Genomic DNA, 24110 nt, shown 5'->3' on the forward strand with positions numbered 1-24110 from the left:
GCAAGGCAAGATCGGCACGCTGGCCGACCGCCCGGTCTACATCGCCATCAGCCGCGGCGGCCTGCGCGCCATCTTGCCGACGATAGGGTTGAAGGATTTGCGGTTCGTTGATTAGATGCGCTTCACCACCACGCAGCCGATCGAGTAGCCGGCGCCGAAGGAGCAGATCACGCCCAGTTCACCGGCGGCCATGTCGTCCGAGTGTTTGTGGAAGGCGATCACGGATCCGGCCGATGAGGTGTTGGCGTATTCGTCCAGGATCACCGGCGCTTCGCCTGGTTCGGCGTCGCGGCCCAGCACCATGCGGCTGATCAGCAGGTTCATGTTCAGGTTGGCCTGGTGCAGCCAGAAGCGCTTCACCTGCGGCACTTCCAGGCCGGCGTTGGCGACGGTCTCCTTGATCATCTCAGCGGCCATCGGGCACACGTCCTTGAAGACTTTGCGGCCTTGCTGGCGGAACAGCTTGTCGGCCTGGCCGACGCCGGCTTCGTCGAAGCGGTTGAGGAAGCCGAAGTTGTTGCGGATGTTGTTGGAGAAGCTGGTCTTCAGCTTGGTGTCCAGAATCGCCCAGCGGTGCGCGCCTTTGGCGGTGTCAGCTGCTTCCACCACGATGGCGGTGCAGGCGTCGCCGAAGATGAAGTGGCTGTCGCGGTCGCGCCAGTTCAGGTGGCCCGAGGTGATTTCCGGATTCAGCACCAGCACTGCGCGCGCCTGGCCACTTTGCACTGCCGCCACCGCCTGCTGGATGCCGAAGGTGGCCGACGAGCAGGCCACGTTCATATCGAAGCCGTAGCCGACGATGCCCAGCGCTTCCTGCACTTCCACTGCCATGGCCGGGTAGCCGCGCTGCATATTGGAGCAAGCCACCAGCACCATATCGATATCGGCGGCGGCTTTGCCGGCGCGGTCCATCGCCTGCTTGGCGGCGGCCACGCAGATCTCCGCTTGCAGCGATAGTTCTTCGTCGGCGCGCTCAGGGATGTGCGACACCATGCGCTTCGGATCGAGGATGCCGGCCTTTTCCATGACGTAGCGCGACTTGATGCCGGAGGCTTTTTCGATGAAGGCCACGCTGGATGGTTCCAGCGCCGTCACCGTGCCTTCCGCGATGGCGGCGGCGTTGTCGGCGTTGAACTGTTCAACGTAAGCATTGAAGCATACGACCAGTTCTTCGTTGCTGATCGACTGTGCTGGCGTGTAGAGGCCGGTACCGCTGATGACGGCTTGTTTCATGATTAAACTTTCAAATTAAGCAATGGCTGATGCCAATAATGAGGCAAATTCTACACAATGCCTGCACGTTCCGCGAAAATAAAAAAATCCGGGGTCAGGTCCCCCATTTCTACACGCGCCCAACCGTAAGCGACTGCTACGGTTGGGCTCGTGTAGAAATGGGGGACCTGACCCCGGATTTTGAGGCTGCTACTGAAAACAGTTTATTTCTTGGCTAGATCCTTCTTCAGTCCAGCATCGACCGAGACCACGGTGGTGGCTGGTTTGGCGGTCTGGACTGGCAGGCCTTTGAGGTGGTTCAGTGCTTGTTGCAGCTGGAAGTCTTCGCCGCTGCCGTAGTCCAGCGGTTTGCGTTTCTTCTCCAGCGCGACGATGCGCAGCTGTTCTTCCAGTTCGTCGCGCTTGATTTTCTCGCCTTCCTGCTCGCGGTCGTTGGACAGGTGCTTGTCGAGGTCGGCCTCGCGGGTACGCAGGGCGTTCAGGCCGTCGCCGTCGGCGTATTCATCGACTGGCACGTCCGGCGTGATGCCCTTGGCCTGGATCGAGCGCCCGTTCGGCGTGTAGTAGCGCGCCGTGGTCAGTTTGACGGCGGTGTCGGCGGTCAGCTGGCGGATGGTTTGCACCGAGCCTTTGCCGAAGGTCTGGGTGCCGATGATCTCGGCCCGCTTGTAATCCTGCAGCGCGCCAGCGACGATTTCCGAAGCTGAAGCCGAGCCGGTATTCACCAGCACCACCATCGGCACCCGCTTGATGGCGGCCGGCAGCTTGGCCAGCGCATCGCTGTCGTTGCGCAGTGCGTAGTATTCAGGACGGCCGTAGAAGATTTGCTTCTGGTCCGGCAGCTGGCCGTTGGTCGACACGATCGGCGAATCTTTCGGCAGGAAGGCCGCCGCCACACCGATCGCGCCCTGCAGCACACCGCCCGGGTCGTTGCGCAGGTCGAGGATCAAGCCTTTGATGTTGGGGTCTTGCTTATACAGTTCAGCAATCTTGGCCGCCATGTCATCCACGGTCGGCTCCTGGAATTGCGAGATGCGCAGCCATGCATAACCAGGCTCAACCAGTTTGCCCTTCACGCTCTTCTGGTGGATTTCCTCACGCGTGATGTTGAACACCAGCGGCTCGGCTTCGCCCTTGCGCAGCACGGTCAGGCTGACTTTGCTGTTCGGCTCGCCGCGCATTTTCTTGATCGAGTCGTCCAAGGTCATGCCTTTGACCGGGGTATTGTCCAGACGGCTGATCAGGTCGCCCGGCTTGATGCCGGCGCGCCACGCTGGCGAATCTTCAATCGGCGCCACGATCTTGATGTAGCCATCTTCGCTCTGGCCGATCTCGATGCCGAGGCCGACGAATTTGCCCTGCGAACCTTCACGCAGTTCGGCATAGGCCTTCTTGTCTAAATAAGCGGAGTGCGGATCGAGCGAAGCCACCATGCCCGAGATAGCCTCGGTCAGCAGCTTCTTGTCTTCGACAGGTTCAACGTAGTCGGATTTGATCAGGCCGAACACATCGGCCAGCTGGCGCAGCTCTTCCAGTGGCAGCGGCGGGTCGACCGGCTTTTGCGCCATCGCCGAGAATTGCAGGGAGATGGCGACGCCAGCTACCACGCCCAGTCCTACCAGACCGGAATTCTTTAGTTTCTTGCCCATGTTTCACCTGTCTAAGCTAGCCGCTGCGAGGTGCAGCCTGCATGATTTCAGTATAAACCTGATTCCCGGCAAACGTAGTAGCCGTCACGAAATGATTTATACCTTTACGAGGTTTTACAACGCTCCGCGTTGACATTTAAAGTACACCAGCGCCCGCTTGGCGAAAGGCCAAGTTTGCTGATTTGTACGCAGTGTATCCCCAACGTTCACGACAGTAAGTAATTGTAAGAAGCCCTGTAACAGCCAATTTCGCGTCCTACACTGAACTCGTATTTCTCTCTACCCTGAAGTGGTTTTTCGCCAGCGCCCCAAGCGCTGGCTTTTTTTTACCTACGGAGCTTACATGCGATTGTTGTCATTCCCCGTCCCGGCTGCCTTGAGCCGCGTCAGTGCTGCGCTGGCCTTGTCGGCAATGTTGTCGTCGGCCTTTGCCACCCCGGTGGCCGAGATGCGCGCCGAGGACTATATCCCGATGGCGGCCGAGCTGAAAAAATCGCTGAACCTGAACGCCAACCAGCAGACCCTGTGGGCGCAGACTGAGTCGAAGACGCGCAAGCTGCTGGCTGACCGCAAGACCCGCCGCGAGCATCTGCAGGCGGCTGCGCTGGCCGGCGCCCAGGGCGCCAACGCCGAGCTGCGCGACCTCGGCCGGGCGATGGACGAGGAAACCAATATCAGCGCCGGCGAGGAAAAGCAGCTGCGCGAATGGTGGCTGACCGTGAATGACGCACTGTCCGAGGGCCAGCGCCAGACCGTGGTGCAGCTGGTCAGCGAGCAGCTGCAGCGGGTGCAGGACAATGGCGGCGCCGCCCGTCCCGAGCACAAAGAAGAGGGCGGCGAGCATCGCGGCGGCGGACGTCGCGGTGGTGGCGGCATGAGCGGTGGCATGAGTGGCGGTCAGGGCGGCGCCAATATCAACCTGCCAGGCGGCGGCTAAGGGATCTACGTAGCCTGTGTATCGTAAAGTAAAAAGCAGGCAACAAGCGGCTTGACGGCCAGTCATGACGGTAGAATCCTCCGCGAGAATTCGACCACTGACCATCATGAGCAAATTACTTCCCCTGGCCTGGCTGGCCTTGCTGGGCGCGGCTGACGCGGCCGCGCAGTCCGATACGCAGTCCGGCAGTGTTCCGGCCACGGCCCAGCAACCGGCCGTCAAGTCCGCTGCAGACGGCAACCAGATCCAGCAAGTCACCATCAGCGGCGGCCGCGTCGACGACATGACCGAACGTCGCAACTCGGTGGCCGGCAAGCAGATCTACGGCCGCGAGGAACTGGACCGCAACGGCGACAGCAACCTCGGCGATGTGCTCAAGCGCCTGCCCGGCGTCACGCTGGGCGGCCGTCCGGGCCGTGGTGGCGACGTGCGCATGCGTGGTATGGGCAGTGGTTACACACAGATCCTGCTCAACGGTGAACGGCCGCCGGCAGGCTTCTCGATGGAGTCGCTGTCGCCTGACCAGGTGGAACGCATCGAAATCATGCGCGGCCCGGTGGCCGAGCACAGCACGCGGGCGATTGCCGGCACTATCAACATCATCCTGCGCGACGGCTATCAGCAGCGCGACAAGCAGCTCAAGGTCACCGATTCGATCGAGCAGGGCCGCCACGCACCGAATATTTCGCTGACCGTACCGGGCAAGACCGGTAGCCTGACGTGGTTGCTGACCGGTTCCGTCTTCGAAAACAAGCAGCACGACCAGACCGAGACCCACAATACCGACACCCGCAGCGACGGCGTCGTCACCAAGGATGAAAACGTCCTCGATCAAACCAAGCGCGAAACGCGCAGCCTGCACCTGACGCCGCGCCTGTCCTACAAGTTCGACGGCGGCGACACGCTGAATTTCCAGCCCTTCGTGATGGTCAGCCGCAGCGACGGCAATGCGCGCAGCGATCTGACGCAGACGCCTGGCGTGGTGCCAGCCGCGCTGCAACTGCCGCCGGAATACAATCTCGCGTTGACCGACTCGCATTCCGAATCCACCTTCCTGCGCGGCTTCGGCAACTGGGTGCACAAGCTGCAAGGCGCGTCCAAGCTGGACGTGAAATTCGGCTTCGGCACCGGCCACAGCGACAACGATTCGCTGCGCTACCAGTACGACAACGCGGGCAAGCTGCTGAATCGCTATACCGACACCGCCACCGTGCGCGACCGCAGCGCCAACAGCGGCGGCAAGTACAGCACGCCGATCGGCAAGGAACACTCGCTGGCGGCCGGCTGGGATATCGAACTGGGCCACCGCGCCGAGACCAAGACCTCGGTCGACAAGGACGGCAACGCCCAGTTTGCCGATTCCGGCGATAACCTCACTGCCGACACCCGCCGCCTGGCCGTGTTCGCGCAGGATGAATGGGATATCTCGGCCCAGTGGTCGGGCTACGCCGGCGTGCGCTGGGAAGGCATCCGCACTACCAGCAGCAGCGCCAAGGGCGGCGACATCAGCAACACCAGCAGCGTGCTGAGCCCGTTGCTACACGCGGTCTACCGCATTCCCGGCCACGACAAGGACCAGATCCGCGCCAGCCTGACCAAGAGCTACAAGGCGGCCAACATCCAGGACCTGATTGCCTTGCCGGCGCTGTCGCGCCTGAACAGCGCTACCCGGCCCGACCGTACCGGCAACCCTAACCTGAAGCCGGAGCTGGCTACCGGTCTTGATCTCGCCTACGAGCATTACCTGGGCCGCGCCGGCATCCTCAGCGCCAGCGGTTTCATCCGCGATATCAACGACCTGATCCGCCGCGACATCACGCTGCAAAACACCAGCACCGGCCCGCGCTGGGTCTCGACGCCGCGCAACATCGGCCACGCGCGCACCAAGGGCATCGAGCTGGAAGCCAAGTTCCAGCTGCAGGAACTGATGGCCGATGCGCCCGCCATCGATTTCCGCACCAACTACAGCCGCTTCTGGTCCAGCGTGGATGACATCCCGGGCCCGAACAACCGTCTCGACGCTCAGCCCAAGCAGACCGCCAACGTCGGCTTCGACTACCGCATGAAGGAAGCGCCGCTGACCGTTGGCAGTAGCCTGAACTGGACGCCGGAAACCCTGATCCAGAGCAGCCTGTCGCAACTGGTCTACACTAGCCGCAAGCGTTCGTTTGACGCCTATGCGCTGTGGAAGTTCAATGCCCGCAACCAGGTCCGCATTTCCGCCAACAACCTGATGGCGGAAGATGCCATCGGCGCCAATACCGTTACCACCAACGGCCTGGCGCAACTGGCCAACACCGTCAACCAGACGTACACGGTCTGGAGCATCAAGTACGAAATGAAGTTTTAACCTAGAGGACACGCTGTGAAACCACGCCTGCTGACCGCACTGACCCTGAGCCTGATGACCGCCTTCGCCACGGCGGCGGAGCCGATCTCCGGCATCGACATTCCTAATATGGACACCAGTGTGCGTCCGCAAGATGACTTCTTCACCTACCTTAACGGCAGCTGGATCAAGACCACCGACATCCCGGGCGAGAAATCCAGCTGGGGCACTTTCGCCAAGCTGCGCGACGACACCTTGTCGCAGCTGCGCGGCCTGATCGAGAAGAGCGCCGCCGAAAAAGCCAAGAGCGGCACCGACGCGCAAAAAGTCGCCGACCTGTACGCCAGCTTCATGGATGAGGAAAAGCTGAACCAGCAGGGCATTCGTCCGCTGACCGGTGAACTGAACCGCATCCGCGCGCTCAAGGACAAGAAGGGCTTGCCGCTGCTGTTCGCCCACCTGACCCAGATCGGCGTCAGCACTCCGTACGGCATCTATGTGCGCCCGGATGCACGCGAGTCGACCAAGTACGCGGTCTACCTCACCCAGAGCGGCCTCGGCCTGCCGGACCGCGACTACTACCTGAAAAAAGACGACGCCAAGATGGCCAGTGCACTGGCCAAGTATGAGCTGCACATCGGTAAAATCCTGACGCTGGCGGGCGACCATAACGGCTACGCCAACGCCAAGAAAATCATCGCGCTGGAAACCGCGCTGGCCGAGGTGCAGTGGTCCAAGGTGCAGAACCGCGATCCGGTCAAGCGCTACAACAAGATGGAAATCAAACAGCTGTCCGAGCTGGCGCCAGGCTTCGACTGGGGCCATGCACTGGCCGCCAGTGGCGTGGCCAACAAGGTCAGCTATGTGATCGTCAGCCAGCCGAGCTACCTGACCGGCTTCAACGCCGTGCTGGAAAAGACCGACCTGGCCACCTGGAAGACTTACTTCGAATGGCAGCTGCTGCGCGAAGCCTCGCCTTATCTGTCGAAAGAATTCGCCGACGCCCACTTCGACTTCTACAGCACTGTGCTGACCGGCGTGGCGGTGCAGCCGCCGCGCTGGAAGTCGGCAGTGGCGCTGGTCGAATCCAATCTCGGCGAAGCGCTGGGCAAGCAGTATGTGGCGGAATATTTCCCGCCTGAGCGCAAGGAACGCATGGATGCGCTGGTGAAGAACCTGCTGGTGGCCTACAAGCAGAGTATCGATGGCCTCGACTGGATGAGCCCGGCCACCAAGCTGGAAGCGCAAGCCAAGCTGGCCAAATTCACGCCGAAGATCGGCTATCCGAACAAATGGCGCGACTACAGCGCGTTGTCGATTGTGAAGAACGACCTGGTGGGCAATGTGCTGCGCGGCGAGTACTTCCAGCACCAGCGCATGATCGCCAAGCTGGGCAAGCCGATCGACCGCGAAGAGTGGAGCATGACGCCGCAAACCATCAATGCTTACTACAACTCGACCATGAACGAGATCGTGTTCCCGGCCGCCATCCTGCAGCCGCCGTTCTTTGACGCGCGTGCGGATGATGCGGTCAACTACGGCGCCATCGGCTCGGTGATCGGCCACGAAATCGGCCACGGCTTTGACGACGGCGGCAGCCAGTCCGATGGCGACGGCAACCTGCGCGACTGGTGGACCAAGGAAGACCGCGCCAACTTCAAGGCCAAGGCCGACGCCCTGGTCCAGCAGTACAACGGCTATAGCCCGCTGCCGGGCTACAAGGTCAACGGCGCGCTGACCCTGGGCGAGAACATCGGCGACAACAGCGGCATGGCCATCGCCTACAAGGCTTACAAGCTGTCGCTGGCCGGCAAGACCGCGCCGGTGATCGACGGCTTCACCGGCGACCAGCGCTTCTTCATGGGCTGGGGCCAGCTGTGGCGCGTGAAAATGCGCGACGACCAGCAGATCCTGCAAGTGACGACCGACCCGCACTCGCCGGGCCAGTTCCGCGTCAACGGGCCTGTGGTCAACCAGCCGGGCTTCTATGAAGCCTTCGGTGTCAAGCCCGGCGACAAGCTGTATGTTGCGCCGGAACAGCGCATCAGCATCTGGTAATAGTGACCGGGGGTGGTATTTTTGCTATTGTTCCGAGACTTGACTATACATTCGGAGATATAGACTTGAAGACCACTCTCGTAAGCGCGCTCATGCTGGCGCTGCTGGCTTCGGCCGGCGTTCATGCTGAACCTAAAACCTCGGGCGTCGATGTGAGCAACATCGACAGCGCCGTGCGGCCGCAGGATAATTTTTTCCTCAACCTGAACGGCAAATGGCTGGCCAAAACGGACATCCCGTCCGATAAGTCGAGCTGGGGTTCGTTTGAAAAACTGGATGACGACACCAAGCCGCAGCTGCGCGCCATTATCGAAGCGGCCGCCGCCAATCCGGCCGGCAGCCCGGAAGCCCAGCGCATCGGCGATTTCTTCGCCAGCTATATGGATGAAGCCAAGCTGGAAGCGCTGCGCCTGGCACCGCTGAAGGCCGACTTCGACCGCGTCGCCGCGCTCAGCGACAAGCAGCAGATTCCTGCCCTGATCGCCCACTTCAACCGCTACAGCTACACGGCGCCGTTCAGCTTTGGCATCCACCAGGACAACAAGGATTCGACCAAATACGTAGCCGACCTGGTGCAAGACGGCCTGGGCCTGCCGGACCGCGACTACTACCTGAAAAAATCGGACAAGAAGCTGGCCGACACGCTGGCCAAGTATGAGCAGCACGTGGCAAAAATGCTGGCGCTGGCCGGCAACGCCAACGCGGCGGCCGACGCCAAAGCCATCGTGGCGCTGGAAACCGAGATGGCCAAGCTGCAGTGGACCAAGGTCGAACTGCGCGATCCGGTCAAGGCTTACAACAAGGTGCCGCTCGATAAGCTGCCCAAGCTGGCGCCCGGTTACGACTGGACTACATGGCTGAACGATACCGGCATCGGCGGCAAGGTCGACTACGTGATCGTCAGCCAGCCGAGCTATCTCACTGGCTTCAGCAAGCTGCTCAACAAGACGCCGCTGGCGACGTGGAAGGTCTATTTCCAGTGGCATGTGCTGCATGCCAACGCGCCGTATCTGGCCAAGGATTTTGCGCTGGAGAACTTCGCCTTCTACGGCAAGGTGCTGAGCGGCGTGAACGAGCAGGAGCCGCGCTGGAAACGCGCCGTCAACGCCACCGATACGGCGCTGGGGGAAGCGCTGGGCAAGCTCTACGTCGAGCAGTATTTCCCGGCCGAGCGCAAGGCGCGCATGGAAGCGCTGGTGAAAAATCTGCTGGCCGCCTTCAGCCAGAGCGTGGAAACGCTGGACTGGATGGGCCCGGAAACCAAGAAGCAGGCGCAAGCCAAGCTGGCCAAGTTCACCGTCAAGATCGGCTATCCGAACAAGTGGCGCGACTACTCGGCGCTGATGGTGGCCAAGGATGATTTGGCCGGCAATGTGCAGCGCTCGCGCGCGTTTGAGTACGCCAAGGAAGTCAGCAAGCTGGGCAAGCCAATCGACCGCGACGAGTGGGGCATGACGCCGCAAACCGTCAACGCCTATTACAACCCGGAGCTGAACGAGATCGTGTTCCCAGCCGTGATTTTGCAGCCACCGTTCTTCGATGCGGCCGCTGATGATGCGGTCAACTACGGCGCCATCGGCGCGGTGATCGGCCATGAAATCAGCCACGGTTTCGACGACCAGGGTGCGCAGTACGACGGCGACGGCAACCTGCGCGACTGGTGGACCAAGTCCGACCATAAAAACTTCGCAGCCAAGACCAAGCTGCTGGTCAAGCAATACAACGCCTTCAGTCCGGTCAAGGGCTACTTCGTCAACGGCGAGCTGACCCTGGGCGAGAACATCGCCGACAACAGCGGCGCGGCCATTGCCTACAAGGCTTACCTGCTGTCGCTGGGCGGCAAGCCGGCGCCGGTGATCGACGGCCTGACCGGCGACCAGCGCTTCTACATGGGCTTCGGCCAGGTATGGCGCAGCAAGATCCGCGACGAGCAGCAAATCGTCTACCTGAAAGCCGATCCGCATTCGCCGGACCAGTTCCGCGCCAACGGCACGGTGCGTAACCAGCCGGGCTTCTATGAAGCCTTCGGCGTTAAACCGGGCGACAAGATGTACCTTGCGCCCAAAGACCGCGTCATCATGTGGTGATGTAGTAAAGTAGTGCCTCGCCCATTCGAGCAATGGGCCTTCCATTAAACATAGAAGGAAATCCTCGTGAAACGTCATCTCGTAAGTGCATTGATGCTGAGCCTGATCGCAGGTTTGGCCGGCGCCGCGGACAGCGCCAAAAGCGCTGCCCCTGCCAGCACCAAAGTAGCCAGCAAGCCAACCTCCGGCATCGCCGTCGAGTACATCGACCCGGCCGTGCGCGTGCAGGACGATCTGTTCACCCACATGAACGGCAAGTGGCTGGCCACGACCGAAATCCCGGCCGACAAAGCAAGCTGGGGCACCTTCGCCAAGCTGCGCGATGACATCCAGCCGCAACTGCGCGCGATTATCGAAGGCGCCGCCTCCAACAAGGCGGGCGGCCCGGAAGCGCAACGCATCGGCGACTTCTACGCCAGCTTCATGGATGAAGCCAAGCTGGAACAACTGGGCCTGTCGCCGCTGAACGCGGAACTGGCCAAGATTGCCGCGCTGAGCGACAAGAAACAGCTGCCAGCCCTGATCTCGCACTTTAACCAGATCGGCGTGACCGCACCGTACGGCTACGGCGTCCACCAGGACAACAAGGATTCGACCAAGTACGTGGCCGACCTGTACCAGGATGGTCTGGGTCTGCCGGACCGCGACTACTACCTGAAAGCCGACGACGCCAAGCTGGCTGACACGCTGGCCAAGTACGAGCAGCACATCACCAAGATGCTGACGCTGGCTGGCGACACCAATGCTGCTGCCAAGGCGCACGCCATCGTTGCTTTCGAAACCGAGATCGCCAAGCTGCAGTGGACCAAGGTGGAACTGCGCGACCCGGTCAAGGCCTACAACAAGGTCGACATCGCCAAGCTGGGCGCACTGGCGCCAGGCCATGACTGGAACGCCTACCTGGCCGACGCTGGCGTGGCAGGCAAAGTCAGCTACGTGATCGTCAGCCAGCCGAGCTACCTGAAAGGCGTCGCAACCCTGCTGGACAGCACTCCGCTGGACACCCTGAAAGCCTACTTCCAATGGCAACTGGTGCGCGCTAACGCGCCGTACCTGAGCAAAGCCTTTGTGGATGAAAACTTTGCCTTCTACGGTACCGTGCTGAGCGGCGTGACCGAACAGCGTCCACGCTGGAAACGCGGCGTGTCCGTGACCGAAGGCGCGCTGGGCGAGGCCGTCGGCAAGCTGTACGTGGCGGAACACTTCCCGGCCGAGCGCAAGGCGCGCATGGAAGCGCTGGTGAAAAACCTGCTGGTCGCTTACAAGCAAAGCATCGACAAGCTGGACTGGATGAGCCCGGTCACCAAGAAGCAGGCGCAAGCCAAGCTGGCCAAATTCACCACCAAGATCGGCTACCCGAACAAGTGGCGCGACTACTCCTCGCTGGTGGTCAGCAAGGATGACCTGGCCGGTAACGTGATGCGTTCGCACCAGTTCGACTACAACAAGGAACTGAACAAGCTGGGCAAACCGATCGACCGCGACGAGTGGGGCATGACGCCACAAACCGTCAACGCTTACTACAACCCGGAGATGAACGAGATCGTGTTCCCGGCCTCGATTCTGCAAGCGCCATTCTTCAACGCGGACGCGGATGACGCGGTCAACTACGGCGCCATCGGCGGCGTGATCGGCCACGAAATCAGCCACGGCTTCGACGACCAAGGCGCCCAGTACGACGGCGACGGTAACCTGCGTGACTGGTGGACCAAGTCCGATCACAAGAACTTCGCGGCCAAGACCAAGATGCTGGTGGAGCAGTACAACCAGTTCAGCCCACTGCCTGGCTACCACGTCAACGGCGAGCTGACCCTGGGCGAGAACATTGCCGACAATAGCGGCGTAGCGATCGCGTACAAGGCCTACAAGCTGTCGTTGAAGGGCGCGAAAGCACCAGTGATCGACGGCCTGACCGGCGACCAGCGCTTCTACATGGGCTTTGCACAAGTGTGGCGCATGAAGATGCGTGAAGCGCAGCAGATCGTGCAGATCAAGACCGATCCGCACTCGCCAGGCCAGTTCCGCGCCAACGGCACCATGCGCAACCAGCCAGGCTTCTACGACGCCTTCGGCATCAAACCAGGTGACAAAATGTACCTGGCGCCAAAAGACCGCGTCATCATGTGGTAATGCAGTAAACTACGGGCTTCTGATTTCAAGAAGCCCGTTTTTTATTATGCGCTTGCGTTATACCATTCCCCTCGTCTTGCCTCTGCTGCTGCTGACTGCCTGCGGCGAATCCTATACGCCGGTTGATGTGTACATGGCGGCGACGCCGGAGTGCGTGAGCTGGCAGGATGGTTCGCGCTTTGAGCTGCCGCGCGGGATCAGCGTGTCGACCACGCCGCCGGTCACGCTGCCCGATGGCGGCGCGGAGTTCACTTTTGTCTATCTGGTGCCGCGCGGCCAGCGCGCGCTGTTCCAGAGCCGCGATTACAACGTCACCGCGCCAAAAGGTGCGGTACTGGCCAAGGCACAGCTGGTGAGCTTCTACCAGCGCACCACCACGTCGCGGCCGGAGATCGTTGAGGAAATTCCCAAGGTGCCGGATATGCTGATTGCCGGCGCCACCGGCGACGAAACCATCTGGCGCGTGCGCTTGCGCGTGAAGGAAAAGCTGCCCGCGCGTTTCGACATCACGCCGCCGGCATTTGAAATTGCGCTGACCAAGTATCCGATGCGCACGTTCACTTACCGCTACTTTGAAGACCGCAAAGCATTTGGTCTCTGCAAATAAAAAAACCGGCCCACAGGCCGGTTTTCTCATTGAAGCCGCAGTTTATTTTTGCGGCTCAGCTGCTGGAGCGGTCGGAGCTGCTGGTACTGCAGGCTCCTTGAATTTACCGCCCGAGCTGTTGGCCATATAGACCACAGCGCGCGCGACTTCCACATCGTCCAGATCTGGATTGCCGCCCTTGGCTGGCATGGCACGCAGGCCGCCCAGCGCGTGCTGGACAACGGTGTCATAACCCTGGGCGATACGTGCGCCCCAGGCACCGGCATCGCCGAACTTCGGAGCACCCGCGACGCCGGCGCCGTGGCAGGCCGCGCAAGTCGAGGTGTAAATGGCTTCGCCGGTCTGCAGCACTTTCGGTGCGTTGGCGTCTTTGAGGGTGTAGCCAGTGTCGGCTACCGGGGCGATACGGCTGGCGACTTCTTCCGGCGCCTGGCTGTTGGAGCCAGCTCCGGTCAGCTTGGTCGAGGTGACAAACTGAACCAGCAGGATGATGCCGATGATGGTTACTGCGAAGAAGCCGATAACCGCTGCAACCAGCTGTTTAGGCGTCTTAATGGCGGATTCGTGTTCGTTATGTGCGTCGCTCATGATTTCCTTAACTAATTTCAAGCCGGGTGGCGCAAAGAGTGGATCAGCAGCTACCTTGTAAAACATTCACCAAACGGCTGATTATAGACACAAGAATGCCTAGAAGGAAACGCAAACTTAAGATGCTGCAATGCAACCTGAAAGCGTTTGGGAATTATTTGCAACAATTTTGACTATACGGGGATCATTAAATAAACAGCTGGATCCTATGGGTTGTGGCAGCGACGCGCAGCGCGTCTACCTTCAACAAACACCAAGGTTAAGAGCACTTCCGCTTGAAAATCAACTCTATTCTTGAGCACTATGAGCGACCGTTTGAGCTGGTTAGGAGCGGTGAAATCTTGCACAAGCCGGAGGCTGGCTTTGAGAAGTTGATGGAGGCAGATTTGCCAAGCGGCGACGTCCAAGTAAAGGACCGCGTAGCGGCAGCCAAGCTGAGGTATCAGCGTCATGGTTCTACGTTGGATGACAGACGACAGGCAGTCAGAGATTTAGCGGATGTTCTTGAGTATCTTAAGCCTTAAATTAAGCAGCAGTTGACTTCGGCTGACGAAAAAGATTTGTTCAACATCGCCAACAACTTCGGTATTCGCCACCATAACGATAAGCAGAAAACTTCTTACGACGCCGCTATTTGGTTGAGTTGGATGTTCTACTTTTATTTATCGACCATTCAGGTTGTTGTACGCAAGTTGGCTTCTGATGAAGAGTAGGGACGTGAGTCTGTCCCGTCATTTTGATATTGTGTTCGTTTGATGGGTCGGCTTGACTTCGGTGTTGGTTGGTCCTACCATAGTTTTACCACTCACTCCCTGACCGTCCGGTTTAGCCGTGATGCTCTTCGAGCGACAGGCCGCCGTAAGGCGGCTTTGTCATTTCTGGAGAGTGGTATGAAAACAATCGTGTATGTAGACGGCTTCAATCTCTACTACGGTTTGCTAAGAAAATCCCCATACAAATGGCTGGATTTGTTTGCGCTCTTTCAGAATCATGTACTGAGTTCCGACGCCGAAGTGGTTGATGTGCGCTACTACACCGCACCTGTGCTCGTCCGCGTTTGTGATGATGGAGACTCCCCAAGTCGGCAACGAAAATATCTGCAAGCATTGAGGAAGATGCCGCCACAAAAGGTGAGCGTCATTGAAGGATCTTTGGAGTTGTCGAAGTCGTACCTGCGCTTGGTGCATCCTCCGTCAGACGATGAGCGTATCGCCTTGGTTTATAAACTGACAGAGCGAAAATCAGATGTAAGCCTCGCTAGTGATTTGATCTGTGGGGCATTTCTTGGCCAGTATGAGCAGGCCATTGTATGTACCAATGATCGTGATCTTGCCCCGGCGATGGCTGCGGTGCGGCAGTATTGTCCGGATGTGCGGCTCGGCTTGATAGTGCCGATTCCCGGTGCTGACCATCGTCGGGCGGGACGTGAACTTGTTGAGCAAGCGCACTGGTTCAAATTGCTTAGTCCTGTGCATCTTATGAACGCGCAATTACCTGAAAAAATTCCATGCACTTCAATTCATCGACCGCCGCAGTGGAGCTGAGCTGTGCATGATTGAATGTTCGCTTGACGTTAGTGCCATCGCGACCTAGCATGGATTCACCACTCACTCCCTGATTCTTCATGCGTTGTTCGTCATGATGCTCTTGGAGCGACAGGCCGCCGCAAGGCGGCTTTGTCATTTCTGGCGACAGGTTGCCGACAAAAAACCCACACCCGTGGCGCGCTCGTTGACATGAAATATTTGCCAGTGCTATAGTTCTTTCAACAAATGGAAACGCTTCCACTTAATTCATAAGTGAAGCAAACAATACACGGCGGACTACGATCCGTCTGCACGAGGAGACAGCATGTTGACAGCCAGCCCTGCATTGCCGGGCGATGGAGCGTTGCGCCCGTCGTCTTTTAAATCCCTTCCCCAGCTGCTTGCAGCCCTGCTATTTGCCTGTGCCGGCACGGCCCACGCGCAGACGGTGCAGGCGTGGATCACCACCGGCGACCAGGCCCAGCTGCTGGCGCGGAATCCCGATGCGCACTTCAAAACCGGCGCCAAGGCCGCCACGATTATCGAGGTCGACCCCAAGCAGCGCTTCCAGGAAATGGTCGGCTTCGGCGCTGCCATCACCGATGCTTCCGCATGGCTGATACAAACCAAACTGAACGACCAGCAGCGCAGTGCTCTGCTCAACGATTTGTTCGGTAAAGCACCCGGCGCGGGCTTCAGCTTCACGCGCCTGACTATCGGCGCTTCCGACTTCTCGCGCCACCACTACAGCTTCGACGATATGCCGCCGGGCCAGACTGATCCGGAACTCAAGCACTTCTCGATCGATGCCAACCGCGCCGATGTCCTGCCCGTCACCAAGGCCGCGCTGGCCATCAATCCCAAGCTGCGCGTGATGGCTTCGCCGTGGAGCGCACCGGGCTGGATGAAATCGACCGACAGCCTGATCCAGGGCACGCTGAAACCCGAAGCCTTCGCGCCGTTCGCCAACTACCTGTCGCGCTACATCAGCGCCTACGAAAAGGAAGGCGTGCCGATCTATGCGCTGACCTTGCAGAACGAGCCGCACTTCGAGCCGAAAGATTATCCCGGCATGCGCGTCGATCCAGTCAAGCGCGCCGCCTTCATCGGCGCTCATCTCGGCCCGGTGCTGGCGAAAGACCATCCGCAAACCAAGATCCTCGACTGGGACCACAACTGGGACGAGCCGGGCTCGCCGGCCGATGTGCTGAAAGACCCCATCGCCAACAAATACGTGGCCGGCGTGGCCTGGCACTGCTACGGCGGCGATGTGCGCGTGCAGTCCGCGCTGCACGACCGCTGGCCGGACAAGGAAACCTTCTTCACTGAATGCTCGGGCGGCAAGTGGGCACCGAAGTGGTCGGATAATCTGCAGCACTTCGCCAAGGTACTGGTGGTCGGCACCACGCGCGGCTGGGCCAAGGGCGTGCTGCTGTGGAACCTGGCGCTCGATGAAAACGACGGCCCGCATCTCGGCGGCTGCAACGATTGCCGCGGCGTAGTCACCATCGATTCGCGCGATGGCAAGATCACCCGCAACGAAGAGTACTACGCGCTGGCCCACGCCAGCCGTTTCGTACGACAGGGCGCGCGCCGCATCGCGTCCACCAGCGGGTACGACCAGCTGGACACAGTCGCCTTCCGCAATGCCGACGATGGCTCGGTGGCGCTGATGGTGGTGAACTCGGCCAAGGAGCCGCGTAGTTTCGCGGTGCGCGTCGGCCAACGCAGTTTTGACTACACCTTGCCGGCGGCGAGCGTCGCCACCTTTAGTTGGCAATGAGCTGGCAATAAAACCGGTGCTGCTACAGGCAGCTTTTCTTCGCATTGATCTGGAAGCGCTTCCACGAGAGGGAGGTTGGGGATGGTTTTTCGTAAAATTTGTAGTGTGAGCTTGTTGGTACTGGCCGGATGCGGCGGCGGCAGCACCGCATCCGCGCCGCCGCCAGTGGTCACGGCGCCAGTAGCTGAAGTGATCAAGCCAACGCCGGTGACACCGGTGCCAGTGCTGCCGATGTCCATGCTGCACACCCAGAGCACCAAATGGCTGAAGGCCGATGGCAGCGCCGTCACGCTAAAAGGCGTCAACCTCGGCAACTGGCTGATCAACGAATTCTGGATGATGGGGCAGGGCAGCGCCGGCATCGACGACCAGTGCAAGCTGGAAGCCAAACTCGACGAACGATTCGGCTACGCCGAACGCCAGCGCCTGTTCCAGCTGTTCCGCGATAACTGGATCACCACCCGCGACTGGGACCAGATGCAGAAGTTCGGCCTCAACGTGGTGCGCCTGCCATTCATCTACAGCGTGATCGAGGACGAAAAAAATCCGCGTACTTTGCGCGCCGATGCATGGCGCTATCTGGACGACGCCATTGCGCAAGCGGAGAAGCGTGGCATCTACGTCATCCTCGACCTGCATGGCGCCGTTGGCAGCCAAGGCTGGGAGCAGCACAGCGGCTGCGCCGGCAAGAATCTGTACTGGAGCACGCCGGAATACCAGCAGCGCACCATCTGGCTGTGGCAGCAGGTGGCCGCGCGCTACAAGGACCGTATCAGCGTGGCCGGCTACAGCGTGCTCAACGAGCCGTGGGGTACGGACGCGGCCAACCTCGCCGCCGTGGTGAAGACCTTGTACACCGCCATCCGCGCCGTTGATCCGAACCACGTGGTGATCCTGCCTGGCCATAACAGCGGCATCAACGCCTACGGCAAGCCGTCCGAACAAGGCATGAGCAATGTCGCGTTTGAGATGCACTTCTATCCGGGCCTGTTCGGCTGGGGCCAGATCGGCCTGCAAGTGCACAAGGACTGGCTGACCTGTTCCACCGGCAGCAACAGCGGCGTGTGCGAGTGGGACAACCGCATCCGCAACCTCGACACCGCTTTCTTCATCGGCGAGATGCAGCCGTGGACCGGGCAGGGCCTGGACCTCGGTGCCCAGATTGCCCGCGCTTCCTTCGATACCTACGCCAAGTACGGCTGGGCCGCCACCGCGTGGAGCTGGAAGGTCGTGAACAACACCGGCGGCCAGGGTAACGGCACTTGGGGCATGGTCACCAACGCCGCCAGCGCGCCTGTGCCCAAGATCGATTTCACCACCGCCTCGATGAGCGATATCGAGACCCTTTTCAAGTCCTTCGGCAGCCAGCAGTACGAAGTTCACCAGCCGTTGCAGGACTGGATGACCAGCAGCACCGCACCACAGCCTTTCCGTTAAAACGATAAGAGTGAGAGAGAAATGAACCATCAAAACTATGCAATCAGAATGACGCCCATCGCTGCCGCTTGTGCCGCGCTGGCTTTTGCCGCCAGCAGCCCGGTGCACGCGCAGCAGGCAGCCGCACCCAAAGCCGATGACGGCCAGGTGCAAGAAGTGGTCGTAACCGGTATCCGCCGCAGTATCGAAACCTCGATGGCGATCAAGCGCGACGCCGACTCCATCGTCGAAGCCGTGACGGCGGAAGACATCGGCAAGCTGCCCGACGTGTCGATCGCTGAATCGATCGCTCGCCTGGCCGGCCTGACTGCGCAGCGTGTCGAAGGCCGGGCCCAAGTGATTTCGATCCGCGGCTTGGCGCCAGACTTTTCCACCACGCTGCTGAATGGCCGCGAGCAAGTCTCCACCAGTAACAACCGTGGTGCGGAATACGACCAGTATCCATCGGAGCTGATCAACGGCGTCACCGTCTACAAAACGCCGGATGCTTCGCTGGTGTCCGGTGGCCTGTCCGGCACGGTCGACCTGCAAACCGTACGCCCGCTGGACATCCGCCAGCGCACCGTGGTGCTGAACGCGCGCGGCGAGCACAACTCCAACGGCAAGCTGAACTCCAACACCTCGGCCAACGGCAATCGTTTGAGCGCCTCGTACGTGGACCAGTTCCTCAACAACACGCTGGGCATTGCAGTCGGCTACGCCCACCTTGATTCGCCGGGCCAGCAGCAGGAATACAAATCGTGGTGGTGGGGCAAGGACAACAAGCTGCCAGCCGGTATGGAAGACGTGGTGGCGCTGAAAGGCGCGGAAGTGACCGCCTCGTCGCGCGAGCAAAAGCGTGACGGCCTGATGGGCGTGATCGAATACCGCCCATCGAAAGAATTCCGCAGCACGGTGGACATGTACTACTCCGAGTTCAAGCAGAACACCACCATGCGCGGCATGATGTGGAACTCGCACCAGTGGAGCGACGTCACCTACAAAGATCCAGTAGTGCAAAACATCGGCGGCACGCGCCTGCTGGTAGGCGGCAAGCTGGTCAACCTGGAACCGATCGTACGTAACGACTACAACCAGCGCAAGGACAAGCTGGGCGCGCTGGGCTGGAACAACACCTTCAAGAAGGATGGCTGGACCTTGGTCGGCGACCTGTCGTACTCGACCGCCAAGCGCCGCGAGGAAGTGCTGGAAACCTACGCCGGTCTGGGCCCGGCCGGTTCGCACATCACCGACAACAACTTCGAGTTCCACATCCCAACCGCCAGCGGCCTGCCGACCTTTACGCCGAGCTTCAATTACACCGATCCGAAGATCGTCAAGCTGACCGACGTCGGCGGCTGGGGCAAGGATGCGGACATGCACCACCCTATCGTGGAAGACAAGCTCAGCTCGGGCAAGTTCTCGGCCAAGAAGGAACTCGATGGCATCTTCCGCAGCCTGGAAGGCGGCATCAACTTCAGCAAGCGCGAGAAGACCCACGCCGACACCAACAACTACTGGTTCCTGAAAAACGGCCGCGCGCCAGCCAACGTATCGTCGGACTTGCTGCAGCCATCGACCTCGCTGGCGTTTGCCGGCATTCCTGCGGTGATGAGCTATGACGTGTTGGGCGTGCTGAACAAGTACTACGACAAGCAGCCGGCCCGTCCGGATGACCAGGCGCTGCAAAACTGGGGTGTGACCGAGAAGATCACCACCGCCTACACCAAGCTGGGCATCGACGCCGACCTCGGCCCGATCCCGGTGCGTGGCGCGCTGGGCCTGCAAGCAGTGAACGTCGACCAGAAATCGCGCGGCGCGACGGTCAATGCCGGCAAGCTGGGCGCCATCACTGGTGGCGCCGACTATACCGACATCCTGCCGAGCGTGAACCTGAACTTCGATCTCGACAAATACCTGAGCACCACCAACCTGCGCTTCGGCGCGGCCAAGACCGTGGCGCGTCCGCAGATGTCGGATATGCGTGCCGGTATCTCGGGCGGTGTTGATTCCACCACCCGCATGTGGAACGGCAGCGGCGGCAATCCGAACCTGGAACCGTGGCGTGCCAATTCGTATGACCTGTCGATGGAGAAGTACATCGGCAAGCGCAGCTATATCGCCGGCGCACTCTGGTACAAAAAGCTGCAAAGCTACATCTACAACCAGCAGACCGCGTTCAGCTTTGCCGGCTTCCCTAACCCATCGGCGGTGATTCCGATCCAGGACATCGGCACGCTGAACCGTCCAGCCAACGGCACCGGCGGCATGGTGAAAGGTGTGGAGCTGTCGGGCGCGCTGGATGCGGGCTTGCTGTGGAATCCGCTGGATGGCTTTGGGGTGACCGGCAGCATGTCCGGCACCGAGAGCTCGATCCATCCGAATGGTCCGGGCACCAAGGAGAAGCTGCCGGGCCTGTCGGGCGTGGTGTCCAACTTCACCGTGTACTACGAGAAGGATGGCTACTCGGCGCGCGCCAGTCGCCGCTACCGCTCGGCGTATCGCGGCGAGGTAACCGGCCTGTTCGCGCAGCGTTCCTTCAGCGAGATCCTGGCGGAGCGCCAGATCGACCTGCAACTAGGCTATGCGATCGAAGAAGGTACCTACAAAGGCTTGTCCTTCCTGTTCCAGGTGAACAACCTGAACAACTCGCCATACCAGACGCGCCAGGGCGACGCCTTCTCGGGTGGCTCCTACGCGCCTGAACGCTATACCACCTACGGCCGTCAGTTCATGTTGGGTCTGAACTACAAGCTGTAAGTGTGAAGAAGGCCGGCGCCTGTATTGCGCCGGCCGCTATGAAACCGCCGCAATATCCTGTGCCGGACTAACAAGATTACGCATGCAAATGTGGAGTTTCTGTGAAGAATCCCGGCAGTTTTAAGTAACGCGCTTGAACCGCCTTGGGCATCGTGGCTTAATGGCCTGATGGTCAAGATCGGTATCACCGCCCGCTTGTTTCTTTCATTGCTAATCGTCAGCATGCTGACAGCGGTGGGTGTTGGGCTGGGCACGCGCTGGAGTTTCAAGCAGGGCTTCCAGGGTTATCTGAACGAGGTCGAGGCGCGCCGCATGGAGGCGATGGCCTTCGAGTTTTCGCGTGCCTACCAGGAGCACGGCAACTGGGATTTCATCCGCAATAACCGCGAGGCTTGGGAGCGCTACACTGGCGCCATCGGCCGTGAACGCGCCACTTCTCCGCGCCCCGGCGGCGATTCCATTTACTACGCGGTGCCAGACAAGGCGCCGCGCCGTCTCGGCCTGTACGACCAGCAGGGCAATCACCTCGCCGGCAATTTGCAGACTGGCGCCGACTTGCGTTACCAGCCGGTGCTGGTCAACGGCGTAGCGGTTGGCACGCTGGCCGGCGCGCCCTTGCGCGGCTTGCAGGAAGAGGCCGAACTGACTTTCCAGACACAGCAACAACGCGACAGCTTGTTTATCGGCTTGCTGACGTTGGTGTTAGCCGCGCTGGCAGCGATCCTGCTGGCGCGCAGCTTTGTGGCGCCGACCCGGCGCCTGATCGCCGCCGCTTCCAAGGTGGCGGCCGGCGATTACGGCGTGCGCGTGCCGCATGCGCAGCGCGACGAGCTGGGCACGTTGGCGCGCAATTTCAACATCATGGTGGCCACGCTGGAGAGCAACGAGGCGCTGCGCCGCCACTTCATGGCCGATATTTCGCACGAGCTGCGCACGCCGTTGTCGGTGCTGCAGGCGCAGCTGGAAGCGATGGAAGATGGCATCGAACCGATCGACGCCAACAGCCTCAAGGCCCTGCTGGATGAAGTGGCCACGCTGAGCCGGCTGGTGGAAGACATGCGCCAGATCACGCTATCGGAAGTCGGCGCTTTCGATTACCGGCGCGAGGCGCTGGACCTGGCGGCGCTGCTGGCCAGCGAAGTCCACAAATGGCACGAACCGATGGCGCTGGCCGGCATGCAAATCATCACCGATACACAGGCTGCGCTGACCATCGAAGGCGACACCGTGCGTCTGCGCCAGCTGCTGCGCAACCTGTTCAATAACACGTTGCGCCATGCCGAGGGCGCCACGCAAGTGCGCGTCAGCCTGCACGTGCTGCGCGACCAGGCGGTCCTGACCTTGGCCGACAACGGCGCAGGCGTCACAGATTCCGGCTTGCCGCTGCTGTTCGAACGTTTCTGGCGCGGCGACCGCGCGCGCAGCCGCACCACCGGCGGCAGCGGCCTGGGCCTGTCGATCTGCCGCAGCATCGTCGAAGCGCACGGTGGCAGCATCAGTGCCACGCACGTGCAGGCGACGCCGCCGCGCGGCCTCGCCATCCGCATCACGCTGCCGCTGCCGGGAGAACTCGCGTGAACGCGCCGCACGTGCTGGTGGTCGAAGATGAACAGCGTCTCGCGCGTCTGCTGGTCAGCTATCTGCAAGCGGCCGGTTATCGCGCCAGCGCTCAGCACGATGGCCTGTCGGTGCAAGCCACGGCTGCTGGCGGCGATATCGACCTGATCCTGCTGGACTGGATGCTGCCCGGCATGGATGGCCTGTCCCTGTGCCGCGCCCTGCGCGCCAGCAGCGACATCCCCATCATCATGATGACGGCGCGCGCGCAAGAGGAAGACCGTCTCGACGGCCTCGACAGCGGCGCCGACGATTACATCTGCAAGCCCTTCAGCCCACGCGAAGTGGTGGCGAGGGTGAGGGCGGTACTGCGTCGCCGCCCTTCCGGGACACCGCAGCCGGGCTTGCAGATTGACGACCAGGGCATGCGCGCATTTGTCCACGGCAAGGAGCTGGCACTGACGCCAGTGGAATTCCGTTTGCTGAAGATGTTGCGTGCCGCCCCCGGAAACGCCTTGTCACGCGATGACTTGCGCACCGGGGTGTACGAGGACCGGCGCATCGTGCATGACCGCACGATCGACACGCATGTGAAAAACCTGCGCCGGAAACTGGAAGAAGCTGGACTGGCCGAAGCGATTTCGGCCGTCTACGGGGTCGGTTATCGATGGGAAGTGCGCAGCGCGCAGCAACCCTGACGTCTCACACAGAGGAGAAAAAAATGTCTGACGACACACAGTCGCCGTCGCGGCGCAACCTTATCAAGAGCATGGTGTTCGTTCCGATCGGCGCGGTTGCCGCGACCGGTGCGGTGCGTGCGCTGACATCGGCCACGGCTGCCGATGCCAATGTAGCAGAAGGCAAACCGAACGCCTACACGCCGAGCTTTTTCAATCAAGTGGAATGGAAATTCCTCAGCGCCGCCGTGGATCGTTTGATCCCGCACGATGAGCATGGCCCCGGCGCTGTCGAGCTGGGCGTGCTGGAATTCCTCGACCGCCACATGCAAACCCCGTTCGCCGCCGGCGACATCTGGTATATGCAAGGCCCGTTCGTACAAGCTAAACCGGAATTCGGCTATCAGGGCAAGCTGGCGCTGCGCGACATCCTCCGCGTCGGCATCAAGAACGTGGATGGCTATTGCGCCTCGCAATTCGGCGGCAAGGCCTTCGCTGATCTCGACCGCAAGCAGCAGGAAGAAATCCTCAAAGGCTGCGAAGGCGGCAAGCTCAAGCTGGAAGACATTTCGGCCAAGCTGTTCTTCACCAACCTGCTGAACGAAGTGCGCAACGGCTACTTTGCCGATCCCAAGCATGGCGGCAACAAGGGCATGGGCGCGTGGAAGATGATCGGTTATCCCGGCATGCGCGCCGACTATCTGGACTGGGTGGAAGTCCGCGACAAACCATATCCGATCGGCCCTGTCGATCTGGCCGGACGCCGAGGTTAA

Annotated in this window: 16 protein-coding genes and 1 pseudogene; 14 read left to right on the forward strand and 3 right to left on the reverse strand. The window is 60.7% G+C overall.

Annotated features, from left to right (window positions below; genetic code table 11):
* Position 1: 1 nt before the first annotated feature.
* Positions 2 to 106: pseudogene (locus GTP46_RS30305) on the forward strand (flavodoxin family protein); the annotation flags it as partial.
* 5 nt (positions 107 to 111) lie between these two features.
* Here the strand turns inward: GTP46_RS30305 and GTP46_RS10250 are convergent.
* Together GTP46_RS10250 and GTP46_RS10255 are read right to left on the reverse strand one after the other, a co-directional pair.
* Positions 112 to 1233: a beta-ketoacyl-ACP synthase III gene (locus GTP46_RS10250; RefSeq protein ID WP_161006517.1), complete on the reverse strand. Its 1122-nt coding sequence runs from the start codon at positions 1231 to 1233 to the stop codon at positions 112 to 114.
* Between the two features lie 203 nt (positions 1234 to 1436).
* The gene (locus tag GTP46_RS10255; RefSeq protein ID WP_161006518.1) at positions 1437 to 2882 is read right to left on the reverse strand and encodes a S41 family peptidase; all 1446 of its coding nucleotides are present in this window, start codon (positions 2880 to 2882) and stop codon (positions 1437 to 1439) included.
* A gap of 343 nt (positions 2883 to 3225) precedes the next feature.
* On the opposite strand from GTP46_RS10255, the gene GTP46_RS10260 reads away from it, so the two are divergent.
* The 6 genes from GTP46_RS10260 (at position 3226) to GTP46_RS10285 (ending at position 13030) form a co-directional block, all read left to right on the forward strand.
* Complete coding sequence (locus GTP46_RS10260; RefSeq protein WP_161006519.1) at positions 3226 to 3819, forward strand: hypothetical protein; 594 nt, start codon at positions 3226 to 3228, stop codon at positions 3817 to 3819.
* Positions 3820 to 3925: 106 nt separating this feature from the next.
* Entirely contained in the window at positions 3926 to 6169 is a 2244-nt protein-coding gene (locus tag GTP46_RS10265) for a TonB-dependent receptor plug domain-containing protein (RefSeq protein ID WP_161006520.1), read from the forward strand.
* Between the two features lie 54 nt (positions 6170 to 6223).
* Positions 6224 to 8206 (forward strand): M13 family metallopeptidase, encoded by a 1983-nt coding sequence (locus GTP46_RS10270; protein ID WP_161006601.1) that lies wholly within the window; start codon positions 6224 to 6226, stop codon positions 8204 to 8206.
* A gap of 92 nt (positions 8207 to 8298) precedes the next feature.
* Positions 8299 to 10293 carry a M13 family metallopeptidase gene (locus GTP46_RS10275; RefSeq protein ID WP_202414223.1) on the forward strand — a complete coding sequence of 665 codons (1995 nt, stop codon included), beginning with the start codon at positions 8299 to 8301 and terminating at the stop codon, positions 10291 to 10293.
* 93 nt (positions 10294 to 10386) lie between these two features.
* Positions 10387 to 12423, forward strand: a complete 2037-nt coding sequence (locus GTP46_RS10280) for a M13 family metallopeptidase (protein ID WP_202414224.1) — start codon at positions 10387 to 10389, stop codon at positions 12421 to 12423.
* Positions 12424 to 12469: 46 nt separating this feature from the next.
* Positions 12470 to 13030, forward strand: coding sequence for a hypothetical protein (locus GTP46_RS10285; protein WP_161006523.1), 561 nt, complete (start codon positions 12470 to 12472; stop codon positions 13028 to 13030).
* Between the two features lie 42 nt (positions 13031 to 13072).
* Here the strand turns inward: GTP46_RS10285 and GTP46_RS10290 are convergent, their stop codons facing one another.
* Entirely contained in the window at positions 13073 to 13618 is a 546-nt protein-coding gene (locus GTP46_RS10290; RefSeq protein ID WP_161006524.1) for a c-type cytochrome, read from the reverse strand.
* An 890-nt stretch (positions 13619 to 14508) separates the two neighbouring features.
* Here GTP46_RS10290 and GTP46_RS10295 point away from each other — a divergent pair.
* From GTP46_RS10295 to GTP46_RS10330, 7 genes are all read left to right on the forward strand, one after another.
* A complete protein-coding gene (locus GTP46_RS10295; RefSeq protein ID WP_161006525.1) occupies positions 14509 to 15162 on the forward strand; it encodes an NYN domain-containing protein in 654 nt (217 codons plus the stop codon).
* Between the two features lie 307 nt (positions 15163 to 15469).
* A complete protein-coding gene (locus GTP46_RS10300; protein WP_161006526.1) occupies positions 15470 to 16927 on the forward strand; it encodes a glycoside hydrolase family 30 protein in 1458 nt (485 codons plus the stop codon).
* Positions 16928 to 17032: 105 nt separating this feature from the next.
* Positions 17033 to 18364, forward strand: coding sequence for a glycoside hydrolase family 5 protein (locus tag GTP46_RS10305; protein WP_371869618.1), 1332 nt, complete (start codon positions 17033 to 17035; stop codon positions 18362 to 18364).
* 21 nt (positions 18365 to 18385) lie between these two features.
* On the forward strand, positions 18386 to 21103 hold the full coding sequence (locus tag GTP46_RS10310; protein ID WP_161006528.1) for a TonB-dependent receptor: 2718 nt from the start codon (positions 18386 to 18388) through the stop codon (positions 21101 to 21103).
* Between the two features lie 168 nt (positions 21104 to 21271).
* Positions 21272 to 22681, forward strand: coding sequence for an ATP-binding protein (locus GTP46_RS30475; RefSeq protein ID WP_202414214.1), 1410 nt, complete (start codon positions 21272 to 21274; stop codon positions 22679 to 22681).
* Positions 22678 to 23358, forward strand: coding sequence for a response regulator (locus tag GTP46_RS10325; RefSeq protein WP_161006531.1), 681 nt, complete (start codon positions 22678 to 22680; stop codon positions 23356 to 23358). Before GTP46_RS30475 ends, GTP46_RS10325 begins: the two co-directional genes overlap by 4 nt.
* A gap of 23 nt (positions 23359 to 23381) precedes the next feature.
* On the forward strand, positions 23382 to 24110 hold the full coding sequence (locus GTP46_RS10330) for a gluconate 2-dehydrogenase subunit 3 family protein (RefSeq protein ID WP_161006532.1): 729 nt from the start codon (positions 23382 to 23384) through the stop codon (positions 24108 to 24110).

This window comes from Duganella flavida, assembly GCF_009857445.1.
GTDB classification, from domain to species: domain Bacteria; phylum Pseudomonadota; class Gammaproteobacteria; order Burkholderiales; family Burkholderiaceae_D; genus Rugamonas; species Rugamonas flavida.